This is a genomic window from Hyphomicrobium sp., assembly GCF_003987855.1.
Lineage (GTDB): Bacteria > Pseudomonadota > Alphaproteobacteria > Rhizobiales > Hyphomicrobiaceae > Hyphomicrobium_B.
Map to the genome: position 1 here is coordinate 311,913 of NZ_RXIZ01000007.1, position 20,809 is coordinate 332,721.

General features: G+C 60.0%; 17 protein-coding genes. 5 read left to right on the forward strand and 12 right to left on the reverse strand.

Annotation, left to right across the window (positions count from 1 at the left end; translation table 11 throughout):
• Nucleotides 1–13: 13 nt before the first annotated feature.
• Entirely contained in the window at nucleotides 14–556 is a 543-nt protein-coding gene (locus EKK30_RS06875) for a nuclear transport factor 2 family protein (RefSeq protein ID WP_290982245.1), read from the reverse strand.
• 294 nt (nucleotides 557–850) lie between these two features.
• Here EKK30_RS06875 and rpsU point away from each other — a divergent pair, with 294 nt between their 5' ends.
• On the forward strand, nucleotides 851–1,189 hold the full coding sequence (gene rpsU / locus EKK30_RS06880) for a 30S ribosomal protein S21 (protein WP_290982247.1): 339 nt from the start codon (nucleotides 851–853) through the stop codon (nucleotides 1,187–1,189).
• An 84-nt stretch (nucleotides 1,190–1,273) separates the two neighbouring features.
• Here the strand turns inward: rpsU and EKK30_RS06885 are convergent, their stop codons facing one another.
• From EKK30_RS06885 to EKK30_RS06920, 8 genes are all read right to left on the reverse strand, one after another.
• Nucleotides 1,274–2,146: an alpha/beta hydrolase gene (locus tag EKK30_RS06885; protein WP_290982250.1), complete on the reverse strand. Its 873-nt coding sequence runs from the start codon at nucleotides 2,144–2,146 to the stop codon at nucleotides 1,274–1,276.
• Nucleotides 2,118–3,509 (reverse strand): YiiX/YebB-like N1pC/P60 family cysteine hydrolase, encoded by a 1,392-nt coding sequence (locus EKK30_RS06890; protein WP_290982253.1) that lies wholly within the window; start codon nucleotides 3,507–3,509, stop codon nucleotides 2,118–2,120. The genes EKK30_RS06885 and EKK30_RS06890 overlap by 29 nt, the downstream gene beginning before the upstream one ends.
• 118 nt (nucleotides 3,510–3,627) lie before the next feature.
• Complete coding sequence (locus EKK30_RS06895; protein ID WP_290982256.1) at nucleotides 3,628–5,052, reverse strand: NAD(P)(+) transhydrogenase (Re/Si-specific) subunit beta; 1,425 nt, start codon at nucleotides 5,050–5,052, stop codon at nucleotides 3,628–3,630.
• 69 nt (nucleotides 5,053–5,121) lie between these two features.
• Nucleotides 5,122–5,520 (reverse strand): proton-translocating transhydrogenase family protein, encoded by a 399-nt coding sequence (locus EKK30_RS06900; protein ID WP_290982526.1) that lies wholly within the window; start codon nucleotides 5,518–5,520, stop codon nucleotides 5,122–5,124.
• Nucleotides 5,521–5,531: 11 nt separating this feature from the next.
• On the reverse strand, nucleotides 5,532–6,671 hold the full coding sequence (locus EKK30_RS06905; RefSeq protein ID WP_290982259.1) for a Re/Si-specific NAD(P)(+) transhydrogenase subunit alpha: 1,140 nt from the start codon (nucleotides 6,669–6,671) through the stop codon (nucleotides 5,532–5,534).
• 112 nt (nucleotides 6,672–6,783) lie between these two features.
• Complete coding sequence (locus EKK30_RS06910; protein WP_290982262.1) at nucleotides 6,784–6,927, reverse strand: aa3-type cytochrome c oxidase subunit IV; 144 nt, start codon at nucleotides 6,925–6,927, stop codon at nucleotides 6,784–6,786.
• Nucleotides 6,928–7,098: 171 nt separating this feature from the next.
• Nucleotides 7,099–9,012: a potassium transporter Kup gene (locus EKK30_RS06915; protein WP_290982265.1), complete on the reverse strand. Its 1,914-nt coding sequence runs from the start codon at nucleotides 9,010–9,012 to the stop codon at nucleotides 7,099–7,101.
• 193 nt (nucleotides 9,013–9,205) lie between these two features.
• A complete protein-coding gene (locus tag EKK30_RS06920; protein WP_290982529.1) occupies nucleotides 9,206–10,969 on the reverse strand; it encodes a M3 family oligoendopeptidase in 1,764 nt (587 codons plus the stop codon).
• 450 nt (nucleotides 10,970–11,419) lie between these two features.
• Here EKK30_RS06920 and EKK30_RS06925 point away from each other — a divergent pair, with 450 nt between their 5' ends.
• From EKK30_RS06925 to EKK30_RS06935, 3 genes are all read left to right on the forward strand, one after another.
• Nucleotides 11,420–12,928 (forward strand): sigma-54 dependent transcriptional regulator, encoded by a 1,509-nt coding sequence (locus EKK30_RS06925; protein WP_290982268.1) that lies wholly within the window; start codon nucleotides 11,420–11,422, stop codon nucleotides 12,926–12,928.
• A gap of 452 nt (nucleotides 12,929–13,380) precedes the next feature.
• Entirely contained in the window at nucleotides 13,381–15,513 is a 2,133-nt protein-coding gene (locus EKK30_RS06930) for a L,D-transpeptidase family protein (protein ID WP_290982271.1), read from the forward strand.
• A gap of 221 nt (nucleotides 15,514–15,734) precedes the next feature.
• Nucleotides 15,735–17,306, forward strand: a complete 1,572-nt coding sequence (locus tag EKK30_RS06935; RefSeq protein WP_290982274.1) for a DUF882 domain-containing protein — start codon at nucleotides 15,735–15,737, stop codon at nucleotides 17,304–17,306.
• A gap of 11 nt (nucleotides 17,307–17,317) precedes the next feature.
• Here EKK30_RS06935 and EKK30_RS06940 read toward each other — a convergent pair whose 3' ends face one another.
• The 3 genes from EKK30_RS06940 to EKK30_RS06950 all read right to left on the reverse strand — a co-directional run bounded on the left by EKK30_RS06940 (nucleotide 17,318) and on the right by EKK30_RS06950 (nucleotide 19,277).
• Nucleotides 17,318–18,247 (reverse strand): LysR substrate-binding domain-containing protein, encoded by a 930-nt coding sequence (locus EKK30_RS06940; RefSeq protein ID WP_290982277.1) that lies wholly within the window; start codon nucleotides 18,245–18,247, stop codon nucleotides 17,318–17,320.
• A gap of 221 nt (nucleotides 18,248–18,468) precedes the next feature.
• Complete coding sequence (locus EKK30_RS06945; protein ID WP_290982280.1) at nucleotides 18,469–18,765, reverse strand: DUF2312 domain-containing protein; 297 nt, start codon at nucleotides 18,763–18,765, stop codon at nucleotides 18,469–18,471.
• Between the two features lie 203 nt (nucleotides 18,766–18,968).
• On the reverse strand, nucleotides 18,969–19,277 hold the full coding sequence (locus EKK30_RS06950) for a DUF1244 domain-containing protein (RefSeq protein ID WP_290982283.1): 309 nt from the start codon (nucleotides 19,275–19,277) through the stop codon (nucleotides 18,969–18,971).
• A gap of 174 nt (nucleotides 19,278–19,451) precedes the next feature.
• On the opposite strand from EKK30_RS06950, the gene EKK30_RS06955 reads away from it, so the two are divergent.
• Entirely contained in the window at nucleotides 19,452–20,747 is a 1,296-nt protein-coding gene (locus EKK30_RS06955) for a DUF4147 domain-containing protein (RefSeq protein ID WP_290982286.1), read from the forward strand.
• Nucleotides 20,748–20,809 lie beyond the last annotated feature (62 nt).

A 20,809-nucleotide genomic window follows, 5' to 3' on the forward strand; every position in this document is an offset into this window, starting at 1 on the left:
CGGAGATGAGCGATTAAAGCGGCGGTGTCTTCGCAGCCGCTTCCCCAAACGCCTCGCCAACGCTTCTCGGGTCGGCCGCGAGAGAATGGCGCACGATAAGCCAAGCTCCATCGACGAGCGCGAACTCCGCCGTGAAGCGGCCGCCGAGCAAGATCCGAGTTCCCTTGCGCTCACCCGTCAACCGATAAACGACCGGACCTCTGATCACTGCGATTCCGCATCCCGGCGTCAGTTCCGCCGGCTTGATGGACAAGCCGGGGCGTCGAACAAGGAAATCCTTGTAATACCCGCGGATCGCATCGCGGCCTTTGTAGGCTTTCCCGTCTTTCGTCGCGATCAAGGTTGCATTGACCGCATAGAGTCCCGCAATACGATCGGCGTCACCCGTGGCAAACTCTGCCCGCCATCGGTTCAGGAGCTGCACGACCGTGACGTCGGTTGGCTTCTGGCAAGCCTCTTCTGCGACGGCTAACGGGACCCACGCATCCCCTGTCCCCGCGGCAAATATGAATGCAATCGAGCAGAGCCACCGCCAGCCATTCGCAAACCTCGCCATTACGCCCCCGCCCTTGGACCACCATCCGGCCGAATGTTGAATTGATTCCACAAGGCCGTGAAATCCGGATTGCCGCTTAAGCGGCTCGGGTCCATTTTCGGCCGACCTGCGACTTCAGGATGACAATAGGATCAACCGGTTGCGAGCTAGGCGAATTGCTGCTCGCCCGATTGCAAAGCCCCACGGGCTTTGATACAAGGCGGTAGGAAAAAGCGCGGACACCGGCAGCCAAAAGCTCCGGAGTCGGTGTTTTTGCGCATTGATCAAACAGAATTCTTCAGAGGATACAACTGCTTGCAGGTTCTCGTTCGCGACAACAATGTTGATCAGGCCCTCAAGGCGCTCAAGAAGAAATTGCAGCGTGAGGGCGTCTTCCGCGAGATGAAGCTCCGCGGCCATTTTGAAAAGCCCTCCGAAAAAAGAGCACGTGAGAAAGCGGAAGCGGTTCGCCGCGCTCGCAAGCTCGCCCGCAAGAAACTCCAGCGTGAAGGCCTTCTGCCGAGCAAGCCCGCGGCTTCCGCACGCGGTGGTCCTGGCGGCAAGGGCGGCCCTGGCCGTGGTGGCCCCGGTGCAGGTGGCGGTTTCCGTGGCGGCCAGAGCGGTGGCGGCAGCACGGGCGGCGGCGGTTTCTAAACTCGCTTGCGTTCACTATTGAATTTCGAACAGGCCTGCGGTGACGCAGGCCTGTTTGTTTGGGCGGCGTCCCCGGCAGAGGCGCTAATGCGGCGGGCCCTTCAGCTTCCCGGCACGCAATCGGTCGATCCAATGATCGATGAACGCGAATGATGGGCCATCGTGAATGACATGACCGCCCCCGGGAATGATCTTGATCTCTTTCGGCTCGTTGGCCGCCGCATAAAGGCGTCGACCCATCTCGACCGGAACGACCTCATCCGCATCACCGTGAAGGATGAAGATGGGAACGTGCACATCCCGGATGTGCTTGATCGTCTCGTACCGGTCTTGAAGTAGAAGGTTCACCGGCAGCCACGGGAACTGCGCTACTGCGAGCTCGACGATCGACGTGTAGGGCGCATCGAGGATGACGCCGTCGACCTTTTTTTCGGTCGCCACCCGAATCGCAACGCCGCTACCCAGTGACTCACCATAGAGGATGATGTCTTCAGGCCTCACGCCATCCTTGATGAGCGTATCGTAGGCTAGCTTCGCATCGGCAATATTGGCAGCCTCTGAAGGCGAACCAGTCGACCCGCTGTAGCCTCGGTACGCGAGCATCAGCATGCCCAGACCGTCGTCGAGATATTTGCGCATCGTCCCGCTGCGAAAGGCCAGCGAGCCGCCATTGCCGTGAAGATAGAGCAGCGTCGGCTTGCCAGGGCGGGCCTTGCCGTACCAAGCAATCAGCTTTTCGCCGTCAGGCGTCGGGATGACGATTTCGGAGACACGGGAAAGCCCCGCTGCCGCCGGCGACGCCCGGACCGTTTCGGGAAAATACATGAAGCGGCGCTGTGCAAAGTACATCACCGCCACAACCGTCATGTAGGCGAGGACCGCGAAAATCAGGATGGCCTTCAAAGCCAAAAGCATGCGTGCCTTTGTTCTAGTCCCGTTGGCGGACCAGGTAGCCAATCCTGTCACCTTCCCGTTCACGAATGCTTTCGAGAGCAGCCATCACTTCGAGGCCGTGAAGCGGCAGTCCGGTCTCCGCGACGGAATCCTGATTGAGCTTCATCAACTCGCGATAAATCGGTTCGGCGGTTTTGTGAAGCATCGCCACGACGGCCACGGTCCGGCGCGGCATGTTGGTCGGCACGCGCGGAAAGACTGACGACAGCAGCTCTTTGGCGCTATCCGACATATGCGCCGAAAACCGTCCGAGCGTCGAGACAAGCTTGATCGCCGTCGTTTCCTCGAAGCGATAGTTGTATTTGTCCATCCACTCGAACAGCTTGTCCATCGTGAAGTCCTGCAGGCGAATGCCAGCAGTATCGCGATAGTCCTGCCATTCCGCGACAAGATCGAAGCCCGACTCCATATCGATATCGGCGGGCGCGAATGTCAGGTCGGTCGCCACGCCGACGCGGTCGAGGAAATCCTTGTTCTTCCGTGCGATATGGGTGGGATAAGTCGGCAGCTTGAACATGCCGAAGCTGCCGCGCTCGTAGGCGAGCCGCACGAGCTTGGAACAGAAGAGATTGCGCGTGTCGTCGGTGCGCATCGAAAAATCATAAAGGATGCGCTTGCCGCCCTTCGCCCGTGACGCCGCGACGTAGTCAAAGATGTACTTGGCCGCGCGAGCGGCAAGGTCCGGGTCCCGATGGCGATAGAGCACTGCGCGGACGATGTTGTGATCCAGCGCCTTTGCCAGCGGATTGATGATTGCCCCATCCTCGATCAGGCTTTCGACCATCCAATGATCGCCCTGGGGATCGATGTAGACGATCCCGATGTGGCTGAATTGACTGTCGACGTCCCCGATCCTCGCGATCGCCGCGCTGTTGTGCGCCGTTCCACGAACGAGCAAGACGTCGCCGGAGCGGAAATAGCTCGCCGTGCCATTCCGGTAGAAGGCGTAATTGACGAGCGTATTGTTGTCGGCCCCGGTGAAGCCGCGAAGAAGATACCCGGTCCCCTCGTTCGTCCTCGGATGCCCCGTGGTGATCTCGCCGAGCATGTCCGAAACATAGCGTAGGACGCGGAACACGTCCCGGAAGCCTTGCGCCACCTCCGGCGTCATCAAGCCAAGCATCTCGTAGTGGCCAAGATGATCTCGGAGCCCGACGCGAAGATCGAACAGCCGGTACATCAGTTGCGGCGCCTGCCGGGCAACGGCGGCGACATCGTAGTCGGCGAACCGCGCTTTCGAGGCGCGCTCGTAGATGAATTGGAGGTTACGCGCCAGCAGCGCCGAGTTCGTCACCGGAGTGGCGGCAAGCGTTTCGATGTGCGCGATATCGGTTTCGAACGACGCGGACGCAACGGGAGCCAACACGAAAAAACCCTCAAACCCCTACTGTCCAGGACTATAGCAGACCGAACCGGCTCTGCTTGGAGCCGCCGCAATCGGCAATCATCTGTTGCCGAACGGCCCCAATGTCCGACGGGTCCGGCTAGTCCGCCGCCAGGGCTTTAACGATCTCTTCCGTCATTTTCTTGGCATCGCCCAAGACCATCACGGTGTTGTCGCGATAAAAGACCGGGTTATCGATGCCGGCGTAGCCCGAAGCCAGCGACCGCTTGTTGAAGAACACCGTTCCCGCCTTCCAGACCTGGAGCACCGGCATACCGTAGATCGGCGAGGACTTGTCTTCCTCGGCCGCCGGATTGACGACGTCGTTGGCGCCGATGACGTAGACTGCGTCGGCCTGCGAAAATTCGCTATTGATGTCTTCGAGTTCGAACACTTCATCGTAGGGGACGTTGGCTTCTGCGAGGAGCACGTTCATGTGGCCGGGCATACGGCCTGCGACCGGATGAATGGCGTACTTGACCTCGACCCCCGCTTTTTTCAGGGAATCTGCCATCTCGCGAAGCGCGTGCTGAGCCTGGGCCACGGCCATGCCGTACCCAGGCACGATGATGACCTTGGCCGAATTCTTGAGGACATACGCGGCGTCTTCCGCGGAGCCCAGCTTGACGGGCTTCTGCTCTCCGCCGTCGCCCGCGCCTGCCACAGCGGTTTCGCCGCCAAAGCCGCCCGCGATCACCGACAGGAACTGCCGGTTCATGGCTTTGCACATGATGTACGACAGGATCGCGCCGGAGGAGCCGACGAGAGCCCCGGTGATGATCAAGGCCACATTGCCGAGCGTGAAACCGATGCCTGCAGCAGCCCAGCCCGAGTAGGAGTTCAGCATCGACACGACGACGGGCATGTCGGCGCCACCGATGGGAATGATGATCAGAACGCCGATCAGCAGCGCCAGCAGAACGATCAGCCAGAACAGCCATGCCGAACCGGCGGAAACGATGAAGGCATAGATTATGAAGATCAGCAGAATGAACAGGCTGGCGTTGATCAGGTGACGTGCTGGCAGCAGGATCGGCTTACCCGACATCCGGCCCGAGAGCTTGGAAAAGGCAATCACCGACCCGGTAAAGGTGATGGCGCCGATCGCAACGCCGAGCGACATCTCGAGCAAGCTGCCGCCCTTGATCCCGAGATCAGGATTCGTCGGATCGACGAGAATGCCGAAGGCAGACGGCGCGTAAAGCGCGCTCGCGGCGACAAAGACGGCGGCGAGACCAACGAGCGAGTGAAACGCTGCGACGAGTTCCGGCATCATCGTCATCGGAATCTCACGCGCGGTCTTCGCGCCGATAAAGGCACCGATGCCAAGCCCGGCCACAATGAGCATCCACGACATCGCCGTCGGCTCGGCAATGCCGAGCGTCGTTAGAATGGCGACGGTCATGCCAATCATGCCGTAGAGGTTGCCCTTGCGCGACGTCGCTGGGCTAGACAGGCCTCGAAGCGCCAGGATGAAGAGAACGCCGGCGGCGAGATAAAGCAGTGCGGCGACGTTTGCGGACATTGGTTCGATCCCGGGCCTTGTTATCTGTTGCCTGTCACGTCTCTCGTGCGCGAGTGGATTACCGGCGCATCAGCCTTCCTTCTTGGGCGGCGTTTCTTTTTTCTTGTACATCGCCAGCATGCGGTTGGTGACGAGGAAGCCGCCGAAGATGTTGATGGACGCCATCGTCAGCGCGAGGAAGCCGAACACTTTGGCAATGCCGCTATCGGATGCCGTAAGCGATACGCCAACCGCGAGCAGCGCGCCCACGACGATCACCGACGAAATTGCATTGGTGACGCTCATGAGTGGCGTATGCAGTGCCGGGGTCACCGACCAGACCACGTAGTAGCCAACGAACACGGCGATGACGAAGACCATGAACTCGTAGACCGACGGGCTGACGAGCGAACCTTCCGCCGCCATTGCCGATGAAGCCGAAAGCGCGGTGACCGCGAGGGCCGAAGCGAGAATGTGGATCGAGCGCATGGCGATGTTCCTCATGCTGTCTTCGTCGCGAGATTGGGATGCACGATCTGACCGCCCTTGGCGACCAGCGTGCCCTTGACCAGCTCATCGTCCCAATTGACCGCGAGCGTCTTTTCCTTCTTGTCGATCATCGTTTCGAGGAACGCCAAGAGGTTTCTTGCATAAAGACTGGACGCGTTGACGGCGATCGTGCCGGCGAGATTGAGAGGTCCGAAAATCTTGACGCCGTTCGGGGTTTCGATCGTCCGCCCGGCCTCGGTGAGCTCGGTGTTGCCGCCGCGTTCGGCCGCAAGGTCGACGATCACGGAGCCCGGCTTCATGCTCTCGATCATCGCGCGCGAGATGAGTTTGGGAGCGGGACGGCCCGGAATGAGTGCCGTCGTAATCACGAGATCCTGCGTCTTGATGTGGTTCGCGACGAGTTCTGCCTGCTTGGCCTGATATTCCGCGCTCATTGGCTTGGCGTAACCTGCCGCCGTCTGAGCTTGTTTGAATTCGTCGTCCTCGACAGCGATGAACTTCGCTCCGAGGGACTGAACCTGCTCTTTCGTGGCCGGGCGAACGTCGGTCGCCGTCACCTGCGCTCCAAGGCGCCTGGCCGTCGCAATCGCCTGCAGACCAGCAACGCCGACGCCCATGATAAAAGCCTTCGCCGCCGGAACCGTGCCGGCCGGTGTCATCATCATCGGCAGCGCCTGCCCGAAAATCGCCGCGCCATCCACCACTGCCTTGTAGCCCGCGAGGTTCGCCTGGCTCGACAGCACGTCCATCGACTGCGCTCGCGTCGTGCGTGGCATGAACTCCATCGAGAAGACGGTCGCGCCAGTCTCGGCCAGCGCCGTAAGCTCGCCGCCTCCGCCATACGGGTCGATCATGCCGGCCACGATTGCACCGGGCTTCAGAGCCCTGATGTCTTCCGCCGAAGGTCTGCGAACCCTGAGGAGGATGTCTGCCCCAGCAAGGGCTTCAGCCTTGCCGACGACCTCGGCACCAGCCGCGCGATAAGCGTCGTCTGAAAAACGCGATCGCAAACCTGCGCCCTGTTCGATCCGGACGAGCGCGCCAAGGGCGGTGAACTTCTTGACCGTGTCCGGCGAAACCGCAACGCGCGGCTCATCGGCCGGCTCACTGGTAACAGCTATCGTAACCATGTCTCGGTCCACTTGAGAGCGTGCAGAGCGCAGCGGCTGGGAAACGAAAAGGGGCAGTCCACGTCCGGGCTGCCCCGACCTAAGCCACCTAATGGGATTAGGCGAACCGGCGTCAAACCAGGAAAATCTTCATGCCGATAAGGATCAGCGCGATGACGATCACGGCGTACTTCGTGAAGCGCAGAAAGTCGTGGTAGGTCCGAACATGCGCTGCGTAGTCCATGTCAGGACTACTTTTCGAAGTGTCGATATCCAAAGTCCCCTCCCATCGGGCTGTTCTTCAACGGTTTCTTGTTAGGTATCCCAAGACGTGCCGCGCTTCAAGCGCGTCGCATGCGGGGCTTGGTCAGAGCTGACGGAGCGGCGCCGGCCAGGCGCGGGCGGGCCCCAGAATCGAGCCAAGGTTGCAGAGGCTCGGCACGTGCCGCTAAACGGCCACCTGCGTACCGACTTCAACCACACGATCCGTTGGTATCTGGAAATAAGTGGTCGCGTCCTCAGCGCTTCCCGCCAGGGCGATGAACAATCGCTCCTGCCAGCGCGGCATCTCGGATTTCGACGTCATCCGCAAGGAGCGCCGCGACAGGAAGAACGACGTCGAGCCGATGTCGACATTGCAATCCTTGCGCCGCGCATGCTCAAGGATTTTCGGCACGCTCGGCGTCTCCATGAACCCGTACCGCGCGACGATGCGGATAAAGTGGTCCGAGATGCGTTCGATCGTCAGCCGCTCGTGACGAGCCACACGCGGCGTCTCCTCTGTCCGGATCGACAGCAGGATGTTGCGCTCGTGCATGACCCGATTGTGCTTCAGGTTGTGCATCATGGAGGTCGGAGCGGAATAGGGATCGCCGGTCAGGAACACGGCAGTGCCGGAGACGCGGTGTGGCGGCTTGGCTTCGAGTTTGCGGACGAGCCAATCGAGATCGGCTTCATTCCGCTTCGTGACTTTTGCCAGGACGCGCGTACCGCGAACCCACGTGAACATGATCGTCGCCAGCATGCAGGCGATGGCGAGCGGCACCCAGCCGCCCTCGAGCAGCTTCAGGATGTTCGCAGAGAAGAAAGCCTGCTCGATCAACAGAAGTGGGATGACGATCATGGCAACGCGCCACAGCGGCCACTTCCAGCACTTCCAGATGACGAAGAAGGCCATCAATGTGTCGATGACCATCGCCGCCGTCACCGAGACACCGTAGGCCGCCGCCAGATTGGACGACGTCTTGAAGGCAAAGATCGCGACGAGGACCGCCATGAAGAGGATCCAATTGACCCTCGGCATATAGATTTGTCCCGCCATGCTCTCAGACGTGTGCCGGATCTCGAAACGCGGAACGAGACCGAGCTGAATAGCCTGCCGTGTTAGCGAAAACGCTCCCGTGATCACAGCCTGGCTGGCAATAACCGTTGCGAACGTCGACAGGATCAGCATCGGAATCAGCATGAAGTCTGGGTACAGGCGGTAGAACGGATTTTCGATTGCCGTCGCATCGTTCATGACCAGCGCGCCCTGTCCGAAGTAGTTGAGGACGAGCGCCGGCATGACGAAATAGATCCATGAGGTCGAAATCGGGCGGCGTCCAAAGTGCCCGAGATCTGCATAGAGCGCTTCCGCGCCGGTACAGGCGAGGAACACAAGGCCCATCACCGTCAGACCCAGAAACCCGTGATGGTAGACAAACGAAACGCCCTCAAACGGATTGAGGGCGCGCATGACGTGCAGGTTGTCGGCAATGTGTCCAAGGCCGCCGAGAGCGAGAACGACAAACCAGACGCACATCACTGGCCCGAAAAATCGCGCCACGCGATCCGTGCCGCGCGATTGCATCCAGAACAGCCCGGCAAGAACGATGACGGAAACGGGAATGACGGCGCGCTCGAACTGCGGCGCGATGAGCTGCAAACCTTCAACCGCCGAGAGCACCGAAATCGCCGGCGTGATGACCGCGTCGCCGTAGAAGAAGGAGGCGCCGGCAATGCCAAGCGCCCCTAGCAGCGGCGCGCTTCTGCGCGCAACAGTCTGGCCGAGCGCCATGAGGGCGAACATGCCGCCTTCGCCCTTGTTGTCCGCCCGAAGCAGCAGCAGGACGTACTTCACGGTGACGACGAACGTCATGCTCCAGAAGATGAGCGACAGCACGCCAACGGCTGCCTCCGCCGCAGTCATGCCACGGTGCGAAGCAGCAGTGATCGCTTCTTTGAAGGCATAAAGCGGACTGGTACCGATGTCGCCGAAGACGACACCGACTGACCCCAGTGCCAATGCCCAGAAGTTCTTACTGTGGTGCCCCTCTCCGGCGCCATAGTCGGCGGCCTGAGCGGAAGCGGGCGCTTGTGCCATTCAGGCACCTCGACCTGTCGATTAAGGCTGCAACGCAGCAAAGTGGCGGGCTTCTACTCTCACGTCGCTCCGTTGGAAAGCGACAAATTCGCTTTCCACCCTGGAGTTCACAACCCCGCGACTTCATACAATGCACCGCCGAAGGATTCGTTGCACCGCAAACGGCTGTTATTTAAGACCGTTTTGAAATCGCTCAAGCCATGGTCTCGAGTTCATCGATCATCCCCTCGATGACCTTTAGTCCCTTGTTCCAGAACTCCGGATCACGGGCATCGAGGCCGAACGGAGCCAGCAGCTCCGAGTGGTGCTTCGATCCCCCCGCTTTGAGCAACTCGAAGTACTTTGCGACGAAGCCAGGATGCGCTTCGGCATAGAGACCGTAAAGCGAATTCACCAGGCAATCGCCGAAAGCATAAGCGTAGACATAGAATGGCGAATGGATGAAGTGAGGTATGTAGGTCCAGAAGACCTCATATCCAGGCTTGAGATCGATTGCCGGGCCCAAACTCTCGGCCTGCACCTCCATCCAGAAGCCGTTGATTTGCTCTGCCGTGAGTTCACCCTGGCGGCGAGCCTCGTGGACCTTTCGCTCGAACGTGTAGAAGGCGATCTGCCGAACAACGGTGTTGATCATGTCTTCGACCTTGGACGCGAGCATCGCCTTCTTCTCGCGTGCGTCCTTGGTTTCTGCGATGAGCGCCCGGAACGTCAGCATTTCTCCGAAGACCGACGCCGTTTCCGCAAGCGTCAGCGGCGTCTGCGCCAACAGCGGCCCCTGCGTGCGCGCAAGCCACTGATGCACGCCGTGGCCAAGCTCGTGCGCGAGCGTCATCACGTCTCGGGGTTTGCCCAGATAGTTCATCATCACGTACGGGTGGACGGATGGCACCGTGGACGCCGAAAAGGCACCGGGCGCTTTACCGGGCTTCACCGGCGCGTCGATCCAGTTCTTCTCGAAAAACTGCTTGGCGATCTCCGCCATTTCCGGAGCAAACCCTTTGTAGGCGCGCAGAACGATATCTTCTGCCTCGGTCCACGAGATGGTGCGCTCCGGCTTATCCGGGAGCGGCGCATTACGATCCCATGAGGCGAGCTTTTTCTTGCCGAGCCACTTCGCCTTCATCGCGTAGTAGCGATGCGACAAAAGCGGATAGGCAGCCCGAACGCTTGAAACCAGCGCATCTACGACCAGCCCCTCGACACGATTCGCTAGATTTCGGCTGTCGGAAACGTCTTTGAAATTATGCCAGCGGTCGGAAATCTCCTTGTCCTTTGCCAGCGTGTTCGTGATGCGGGCGAACAACGGCAGGTTCGCCGTGAAGACCTTGCTCAAAGCCTCCGATGCAGCCTTGCGCTTCTTCTCATCGGCATCCGATAGGAAATTGAGGGTTGGCTCGAGGGAAAGCGGCTCCTTTTGGCCCTTCACCGTGAAGCGCAACGAAGACATCGTCTCATCGAAAAGCCGGTTCCATGCGGCACGACTGGTCTGAGATTTTTCGGTGAAGAGGGTCTCGATCCGCTCATCGAGCTGATGCGGCTTTTCTTTCCTCAGATCCTCGAACCACGGTTTGTAGCGCTTGAGGCTCTCGTGCTTCAAAGCCTCCTCGATCACCGCGTCTTCGATCTGATTGAGTTCGAGCTCGAAAAAGATCAGGTCGGTTGAAAGCTTGGTCAGAGCTTCCGACACATCCGCGTTGAACTTCGCACGCGCCGGATCGGTCTGATTGAGTACGTAGTATAGGCCCGCGTAGGAGCCGAGCTTGCCTGCCAGATCCGACAGCTTCTCGTAATCCAAGATCGCATCGATGAGCTTGCCGCCGTCTTTCGCGAGGTCCGCGAGGCGGCCCTGATATGTCGCTTTCATCCGCGTCGCTTCCGCCGCGGCTTCCTTCAGGTCCTTTTTGATCTCGGGCGCATCGGGTCCAGAATAAAGGTCGCTGAGATCCCATTGCGGCATGGCGCCCAGGGACTCCTTATCTTCGACTAGCTTGGCCGCGGACTGCGGAGCGAGATTGACGTCGACGAAAGGCCATCTGCGCATTCTAGAACCTCGAAGTTTGCAACACCGAGCCGTGGCTTAGCACAGGCCGCGGAAAGATAAAATTTTGCGATCTTCTGCTTCGATCAAGACAAACGCCCAGGGCTTTCGCGGTCGACCCGGTGCGAGTCGCTGGGATCAGCGCGCCCCGTCACCCGGCGATAAATTAAAAAAAACTTCCCGCACCTTCAGCTGTTTAAGCCGCCGCGCCGAAATTTGCGTCAACTCGAAACCATCCATTTACCGTTGTCGGGCAATCTGATCCCCGTTGAGTAAGTTCCGCGTCACCGGGTGTCTGAAGCTGGGTCAGTTGGCTTCCCCTGGCGCGAAACGGTCTTTGTTTCGAGCGTAGAGTAAAGTTGCGTGCAAATGTCCAAGCGTATTCTGATCGTCGATGACGATCCTGCCCAGCGCCGCATTCTTGAAGAGACGATCAAGAGGTTCGGCTTCGAAACCAAGACCTGCGGATCGGGCGAGCAGGCTCTCCAGCTTCTCGAAGCCCAGGACCACTCGCTGATCGGGCTTGTTCTGCTTGATCTCATCATGCCCGGACTCGATGGCATGGCCGTTCTCGACCGGATCGGTCGCGTCGCGGGAATGCCGCCGATTATCGTGCAGACGGCCAACGGCTCCATCGAAACCGCAATCAACGCCATGCGCCGCGGCGCGGTCGATTTCGTTGTAAAGCCCGCCTCGCCCGAACGCCTCGAAGTATCGATCAAGAGCGCTCTCAAGATCGAAGCGCTAACCGACGAGATTACTCGCCTCAAAAAGACCGCGGACGGCACGCTGACGTTCAACGACCTCGTCCTTCGCGGTGATGCGATGACGCGAGTTATTACGCTCGGAAAACGTGCCGCTGCTTCAAATATCCCCGTTCTCATCGAGGGCGAAAGCGGCGTCGGCAAAGAGCTGATCGCGCGCGCCATTCAGGGCGAGAGTGACCGCGTGGGCCGCCCCTTCATCACCGTGAACTGCGGCGCAATCCCCGAGAACCTGATCGAAAGCATCCTGTTCGGCCACGAGAAGGGCTCCTTCACCGGCGCCGTCGACAAGCGCATCGGCAAGTTCCAGGAAGCCGATGGCGGCACGCTCTTCCTCGACGAAGTCGGCGAACTGCCTCTCGATGCGCAGGTAAAGCTGCTCCGCGCACTGCAGGAAGGCGAGATTGATCCGGTGGGTGCCAAGCGCCCGGTGAAAGTCAACTTCCGCCTGATCTCTGCCACCAATCGCGACATGATCCAGCAGGTCAAGGACGGCAAATTCCGCGAAGACCTTTACTATCGGCTCAACGTCTTCCCGATCTTCATTCCACCGCTGCGCGAACGTGTCGAAGACATTCCCGAACTCGCCCGCCACTTCATCGCTCGTTTTGCGGCCGAGGAAGGCAAGCGCGTCACGACGATCTCCGACCGCGCCATGCGACTGCTGCAGTCCTATTCATGGCCGGGCAACGTCCGCCAGCTCGAGAACGCGGTATTCCGTGCCGTCGTCCTCGCCGACGGGACCGAGCTGACCGTAGCGGAATTTCCCCAGATCGCCGCTCACGTCGACGGCTTCGAAGCGGAAATTCCGGCGGCGCCGTCCGTCGTCGAGAAACCGCAGGCATACACTGGGCCCGCGCTGCTCGGCGCCGAAAACACGGTTCCCCATACGGTCGAGATGAAAACCGCAAATTCAGGCAGCGCGCTTGGCATTCAGGCCGTCGCCGAAGACGGCGAAATCCGTTCGCTTGAAGCTATCGAAGCCGACATGATCCGTTTGGCGCTCGGTCGCTATCGCGGACACATGACGGAAGTCGCCAAGCGGCTGAACATCGGCCGTTCGACGCTTTACCGGAAGATGCAGGAATACGGCCTCGAACCCCGCACCAACTAACCCATCGCTTCGCTCTGCACGCGCAGGGCGAACTGGGAGAGAGCATGCACGTGCGCCACGTTACGGCCACGTGCGACCAGACCGCACATCCTCACGCCCCATTTAAGTCTAATCCGGTATCCCAGATCGCCGGATTGGATGAGAGAGCGAGCCCCTTCGCCCTCGACCGCAAAAGCCCCGGCTGCATCCGGGGCTTTTGCATTTTGGGAACGCCTGTCGCGCAATCCGCGAAACTGCAATCAAATTGAAACTTTCCGATTTCTATGGTGTTGAAAGTAGCTGAATCGGTTCGATGCAGCGGGCTCCGCCTTTTTTTCTTTGCGCGTGAAAGGCACCAAGCGGCAACAGTTTCGCCACAGCGCTATGCGATGCATCGGTATTCCCGCGATGTGGCCAGCCAATATAAACAGGCGCATATCGGTCGCCGGGGGAGTTGAAAGGTGATTTTCCGTATGCGTGTCGCGAAAGTACTGGCTATCAGCGTGTTGCTGGCAGCTGGCGCCGCTCCTGCAGCAGTCGCGCAGGACCCGAGCAACGACCAACCCAACAGCGTCGGCAACGCTCCCGAAGCTCCCGCGGCCGTTGCGCCGGCAGCAACGGAACGACAGCCGCTAGACGCCGCTGCTCCTCAGGAATCCCAAAAAAATCCGCCGGCGGCGCAACAGGCTCCTGTTGCAGATCAGACCCCGCCTGTCGCCGAACCTTCAGCTCAACCAGCCACGGCATCGGACGCGCCGGTTCAGAACACGAATGCACCCCCTGCTGCGCAACCGGCGCCATCGCAGACCGCAAGCCCCGTCACACCTGCAGCTGAGACGCCTGCAGCGGCGCAGCCTCAGAAGGTCGTCGCCGACGATCGGCTTCTGTATCTGCCGGTTAGCAAGTTTATCGAGGACAATGGGAAGAAGCTTTTGGCCGCGACCGACGCTGACGATCGCACCACCCTGATCCAATTCTACAATTCGCGCATGGGCTCGACCCTTTGGGTCGAGAAGACTGGGTATAATGCCGCCGCTAAAAATCTTATCGCCGCCCTACAGGACGCAGACAGCTGGGGCCTGCGCGCCGCCGATTACAAGATCCCCGACCTTCAGCCCTCGGCCTCGGGTGAATTCAAGCAAGAAGACCTGACAGCCGCAGAAGCGAGACTTTCTTTCGCGGCGCTGGAATACGCGCGCGACGCGCACGGAGACCGGATAAACGATCCCTCGTCTCAGCTCGGCACGTATTTGGATCGCAAGCCCGTCCTTCTGGAACGGCGGACGGTAATCGATACGTTGGCGACCGCGCCCGATAAGGCGGCTTACCTGACGTCGCTCAATCCGAAGCATGAGCAGTTCCGCCGTCTCCGCGAGAAGCTCGCTGAGATGCGGGCATCGAAGAAAGAAGCCGACGCGCTCAAGCTCCCGGATGGAAAGCTGCTGAAGCCCGGCATGAGTGATCCTCAGATCGCCATTCTCCGCAAGCGCTTGAAGGTAGCGGCAGAGCCGAAGAAGGACGACGGCACGGCAGCCGACGACAGCTACTACGACAAAGCGCTGTCGGACGCCGTCATCGCCTACAAGGAAAGCACCGGCATTCGTCCGGCCAACGCGTCGGTTACCGCGACCCTTCGCCGTTCGCTCAACGCCAGTAACGACGTGACGGAAGCGCGCCTCATCGCCAACATGGAAGAGTGGCGATGGATGCCGGACGATCTCGGCGACTACTACATCATGGTCAACATCCCGGAATTCAAATTCCGGGTGGTATCCAATGGCCAGGTCATTCACGAGGAGCGTATCGTCTCCGGTCGTCCCGATGCCCAATCGCCCATCTTCTCCGAAACCATGAAGACGGTCGTCATTCAGCCGCGGTGGAACGTTCCGGATTCGATCAAGATCAAGGAACTGCTTCCTAGCCTCCGGGGCGGCGGCGATCCGCTACGCCGGCAGGGTCTCGTCCTCGAATACAACGGCCGCAAGGTCGATCCTTATAACGTCGATTGGTCACGCAACGACATCCGCAACTTCCACATCTATCAGCCTCCGGGCGGCGGCAATGCTCTTGGTGTGGTCAAATTCCTCTTCCCCAACAAGCATGCGGTCTACCTGCACGACACGCCGAGCAAGAGCCTCTTCAATGAACCCGTCCGCGCGTTCAGCCACGGCTGCATGCGCGTGCGCAACCCGGTCACGCTCGCTGAACTCATCCTTCAGAAGGACAAGAGTTGGGACAAAGAAAAAGTCGATGATCTCGTGAAGAACGGGCCCGAAGAGAACGAGATCGCGCTCGATCATCCGATCCCGGTGCACGTCACCTACTTCACGGCTTGGGTCGGCGATGATGGCCAGGTCCAAACCTTCGATGACGTCTATGGTCACGAAAAGCGCATCAACCTTGCGCTAGCCGGCCGCTGGAATCAGATCGTCAAGGCCGACGAGAAGAAGGTTTCGCCTGAGGACATCCCGGACGACGGCTGGGGCGGCAAGGACGGCTTTGCCAACCTGTTCGGCGATGACGATGAGTATGATTCACGCGGTCGCCGCAGAAAGCACAATGGAGGCCTTGGCACGTTCTTCAAACAGGTCTTCGGCGGCTTCTAAGATCAGCTGAGTTCATTGAGTGCAAAGCCGGCGCGGATCTTCTCCGCAGCCGGCTTTTTCGCGCTCCCGAGCCTACCGGCCTTTTTATCGCCCTTTCGCAAGATTTAGATGCCGAACGGGGATAGTTACCGCCTGTTAACGGTTCGCAATTAATCGTTAAGGGCCGAGCATTTTTCGCCCCAGTCGGGCTCGGGGTGTTCTTAGTAGGGACGGGGGAATTCGTGGCTTTTCGCCGCTCAGGCTTCCTTTTCGGCGCGTTCGCGCTCATCGCATCGGTGTGCCTCAACGCCGACAAGATGACGGCGGCCGGTGAGCCCGACGAACGCACGATCTCATTTTATCATATCCATACCCAGGAACGTCTCACCGTCGTCTACAAGCGGAACGGCAAATACGTTCCCGAGGCGATGAAACAGATCAACTACATCATGCGCGATTGGCGCAAAAATCTCGTCAAGGAAATCGCACCCGCAACGATCGACCTCGCCTGGGAAATGCACGAGGAGCTTGGCTCCAAGGAACCGATCAACATCATCTGCGGCTATCGTTCAGCCGAAACAAACGAGATGCTGCGCCATACCGTCGGCGGCCAGGCGAAACAGAGCCAGCACATCACGGGCAAGGCGATCGACATCACGTTCCCGGATATTCCGCTGAAGAAGATGCGATACTCGGCTCTTATCCGTGAACGCGGCGGCGTCGGATATTACCCCACTTCAGGCGTGCCATTCGTCCACGTCGATACCGCCAACGTGCGCATGTGGCCACGCATGCCCCGTATGGAACTTGCTCTGCTTTTCCCGAACGGCCGCTCGAAATACGTACCGACTGACGGCCGACCGATCACGCCAGCCGACGTCAAAGTGGCGCAAAGCAAATTCGGCGAGCTTGCCACCCAAGTTGCAGAATTCTTCCATGACCGACGGACCCCGGGCACATCGCGGACGATGGTCGCTTCTGTAGAAGTGGCGCCTCCGAAGAAGAGCCTGAGCGTCGTCGCTTCCCTTGGGCTCCCGGGGCGAACTAAGCCGTCTGATGGCTCAACCCGGCGAACGATCAATCTGACGACAGAGCCCGACCCCGCGGCATCGCAAGTCCGTCCGTTCGCGCCGGCGACGACTTTGGCGTCGCTGGAAGCAACCTCGGAAGACGTTGCCGCCGCACCGAAATTGGTCGCCTCGCCCAAACTTATCGACCGGTCTTCGCACTTTACGCTGCCTTCAAAGGCCGACCGTGGAAAGCTCGATGCTTTAGTGGCTGCCGCATCGTCCACACCGCTTCCTGAATTGATCCAGGGCCCGCAGCCAGCCGTTCGCCCGCAGAAGGCGCTCGCCGATGCCGCGCTGGCCGAAACGCGCAAGTCTGCGGCTCCGAGCGAGCCCATTGCCCAAGTCGCAAGTCTCGACCCCGCAGCCGGAACGGTTGGCGACATGCGACCCGCGAGCCTGACGGACTGGGCACAAGCACCCGCTTATGACGAAGATCATCCTGATGAGATGGCCTATCGGCCCTTCCCGCTCGCGCCGTTCTTGACCGATGGTCCTACCGCCCGTGACCAGCCGCTCGCTGCGATGCAGGCTCCCGATGTCGCAGCCACGCTTGATGCGCTCGATAACGACGGGAGCGTTATCCCTATGAAGCTGCGCCCCGGCCGCCAGCTCGCAGAAGCGATGTGGTGCGATAAGTTCCAGGGCAAAGCTGTCCACGCAGAAGCTCTGACCGAAATAGACCAAGGCCGGAAAACCCTATCCGCCAGCATTCAAAGCCGGCCGGTGCAGACCAGCGCTCGCTGAATTTCAAGATATTACGCGGAGATTGTCGCTGTTCCTCTCTTGAGCGATGCCTGACCGGCTTCGTCGACGAGTTTCGCCAACGCCATGAAGTCTTCTCGCCTCGGGCTAGACCGCCGCCACGCCAGACCGATCGAACGGGAGGGTTCCGGCTCAACGAAGCGGATGACCTTGATTTCGCGTGCCCGCCCTTCAACGCCGATGCATATCTCGGGCAACAACGTAATTCCGAACCCGGCGGACACCATCTCAACGATCGTCGAAAGGCTTGACGCCCCGAAGGTGTTGACGTCGTCCACCTGCTGCAGACTGCAGTACGTCAGCGCCTGATCGCGCAGGCAATGACCTTCTTCAAGCAACAGCAGGCGATCATGCTCAACCATCTCTTTCGTGGCCCGCACACGTCCCGACAGCTTCCTGGCTTTCGGGAGCGCGAGCAAAAAGCGGTCCTCGAAAATCGCCTGAGTTTCGATGTCCGCGTTCTTGATCGGCAGCGCGAGTAGGAGCACGTCGAGTTTTCCCTCGATCAGCTCGTCCGTCAAAACATGGGTTTGCGTCTCGCGAACGTGCAGCTCGAGATCCGGATGGTTCTCCTTCAGGAGCGGAAGGAGTTGAGGCAAGAGATACGGCGCGACAGAAGGAATTACGCCCAGACGTAGCGTACCCGAGAGCACTCCACCGGCGTGCTGGGCATAATCGACGAGATTGCGCACATCGTTGAGAAGGCGCTGCGCCCGATGCGCGATCTCCTCGCCTTTGGGTGTCAGCTTAATGCCGTTGCGAGTTCTCTCGACCAGCGCAATGCCGAGCGACGCCTCCAGATCCTGGATCTGCATCGAAAGCGCAGGTTGCGTTACCGCGCACGCGTCCGCCGCACGCCCGAAATGCTGTTCGCGTGCGAGCGCGTCGAAGTACCGGAGTTGCTTCAGCGTGACGTGGGTCATCAGGAGGACTAATGCCAAGGACAAGAAATAGCGATTTGTCCTTATCACGCGCGGAGCGTAGGGTGAACCTACAGTCGCTCGGATCCGATCACATTTCCGAGCGCAGACAGACGGCAGCCGAAAGGTTGCCATCGCCAGCGCCACCTGCTCCTAGCGCCGAATGGGGGTAGGTGGCGTTGTTTTTTAGAATAGGTTGCAGGGCAACCTTTGCTGGTGCCGGCCTACTCCGCCGCCATCATCGCGTCGACCATGGCATCCGTGTTCGGCGGCCCGTCCAGCATGCCCAGCGCATGCATGTAGACTTCGAGGATGCTCTCTTCTTCCTGCCGCTCAGCATTCGTCTTTTTGCGCAGGCGGACGATCTGACGAAGAGCCTTGACGTCGAAGCCCACGGCTTTGGCCTCTGTATATTTGTCGCGAATATCGGCCCCGAGTTGCTTCTTTTCCTCTTCGAGGCGTTCGATCTGTTCGACGAACTGGCGCAGCTGATTTTGCGCCGAGGCTTGAAGCGTGCTCATAGGAACTCCTGCTGTGTAAGTGCCTCGACGCTAACGGCCGGCACAGGTCACAGCAAGGCAGCAAACCCCGCAATCCCAAGGGATAAAATCAGTCTTCACACTTGACGTTGTATATGTCGCGCACTCGAATTTGAGTCGTTGCCGACGGTGAGCAGTCGAAAGCAACGCTTTTGGCGAATCCTCAGCGAGACGGAAGCCCTAGATTAATGGTCCTGCGGGCGGTTCTGCTGGAACGCGGCCTGCTTTTCTGCCGAGGCATCCGTTTGATACTTTGCCTTCCACTCCTTGAACGGCATGCCATAAACAATCTCCCTCGCTTCCTCCTTGGAAAGCTCAAGACCTCTATCCGCGGCAGCATCAGACATCCAGGTCGAGAGGCAATTCCGGCAAAACCCGGCGAGATTCATCATATCGATGTTCTGAACGTCCGTCCGTGTCCGCAGATGTTCGACGAGACGGCGGAAAGCGGCCGCTTCTAGCTCGATTGTGGTTTGCGGATCGAAGGTTTTCATGGCTCATCTCCCGGCCGGGCAGGCGGCTGTTGGGCCTAGACATAGGGGGCATCTTGGCAAGTCGGAACCCCCAATGGCGCTGCGGCCTCTGATGCCTTGACGCGCGAAGGGGCTTTGCGCAAACCAGACCGCAGAATAACGACATAACAACCAGGCGTGGGCCAGGGAGACGCTATGAAAGACGGCACGAACGGCGGCGTTCGCGAGATTTTGAGCACGCTGTTCGAAACCGCCTATCGAACGGCGCACCCCGCCGTTGCCTTGCCCTCGCACCTGCCAAAGGTGCCGGACGGCGGGCGCATCATCATCATAGGTGCGGGTAAAGGGTCAGCCGCAATGGCGGTTGCAGCCGAAGAACATTACATCTCGACGGGGGAAGCCGATAAAGTCTCGGGTCTCATCTCAACGCGCCACGGCTTCGGTCTACCGACGAAGATCATCGAAATCCTGGAGGCGGGCCACCCCGTCCCCGATGCGAATTCGATCGTCGGCGCCGAACGCGCGATCGCGCTGGCCAAGAGCGCGGGACCAAACGACTTGGTGCTTTGCCTGCTGTCGGGAGGTGCGTCGGCGATCTGGGCGGCGCCAGTGCCAGGCGTTAGCTTCGAGGCCAAGCAGTCGCTCACCAAGCAGCTGCTGAAATCTGGCGCGCCGATCTCGGAGATGAATTGCGTGCGCAAGCACCTGTCGGAGGTGAAAGGTGGCAAGCTCGCCGCTGCCGTCTACCCCGCTCGCCTTCTGACACTCGCCATTTCCGACGTGCCGGGCGACAATCCCGATGAGATCGGATCCGGCCCGACTGTTGCGGACCGTTCGACGCTTGCCGATGCGCGCGCAGTGCTCGCGAAGTGGAACATCACTCCGTCGCCGGAAATCGCGAAGGCCCTCGACGATCCGAAGAATGAAACACTCAAGGCAGGCGATCCCAAGCTGGCCAATTCGGCCTATCAGATCGTTGCCGCGCCTCGCGCTTCCATAGAGGCCGCAGCTGCCATCGCCCGCGATCTCGGTTATCGTGTTATCACCTTGGGAGACGACCTCGAAGGCGAGGCGCGCGAAGTTGCGCGCAAACACGCCGAGATGGCGCTCGACGCGAAGCGTAATGGTGAGAAGGTTGCCATCATGTCCGGTGGCGAGTTGACGGTCACCGTTCGCGGCAACGGCTCGGGTGGCCCGAACCAGGAATACGCGCTCGGGCTGGCGATCGCTCTTGGCGGCGCACCCGGAGTTGCCGGACTGGCCGGCGACACGGATGGCATCGACGGTGGCGGTGGTCATGCGGGCGACCCCGCGGGCGCCATGGTGTTTCCCGACACGCTGGCGCGAGCTGCGGCACAAAATCTCAATGCGGCCAAGTTCCTGGAGAACAACGACTCCACGGGTTTCTTCCGGCCTCTCGGCGATCTAATCCTGTGTGGCCCGACCCAAACCAACGTCAACGATTTCCGGGTCGTCTTGGTCGATCCGTAAACTTGAAGATCGCGGCAAGCGGACGGGCATGAGCACCTTCCTCCCCATCGAGACTTGGAGCC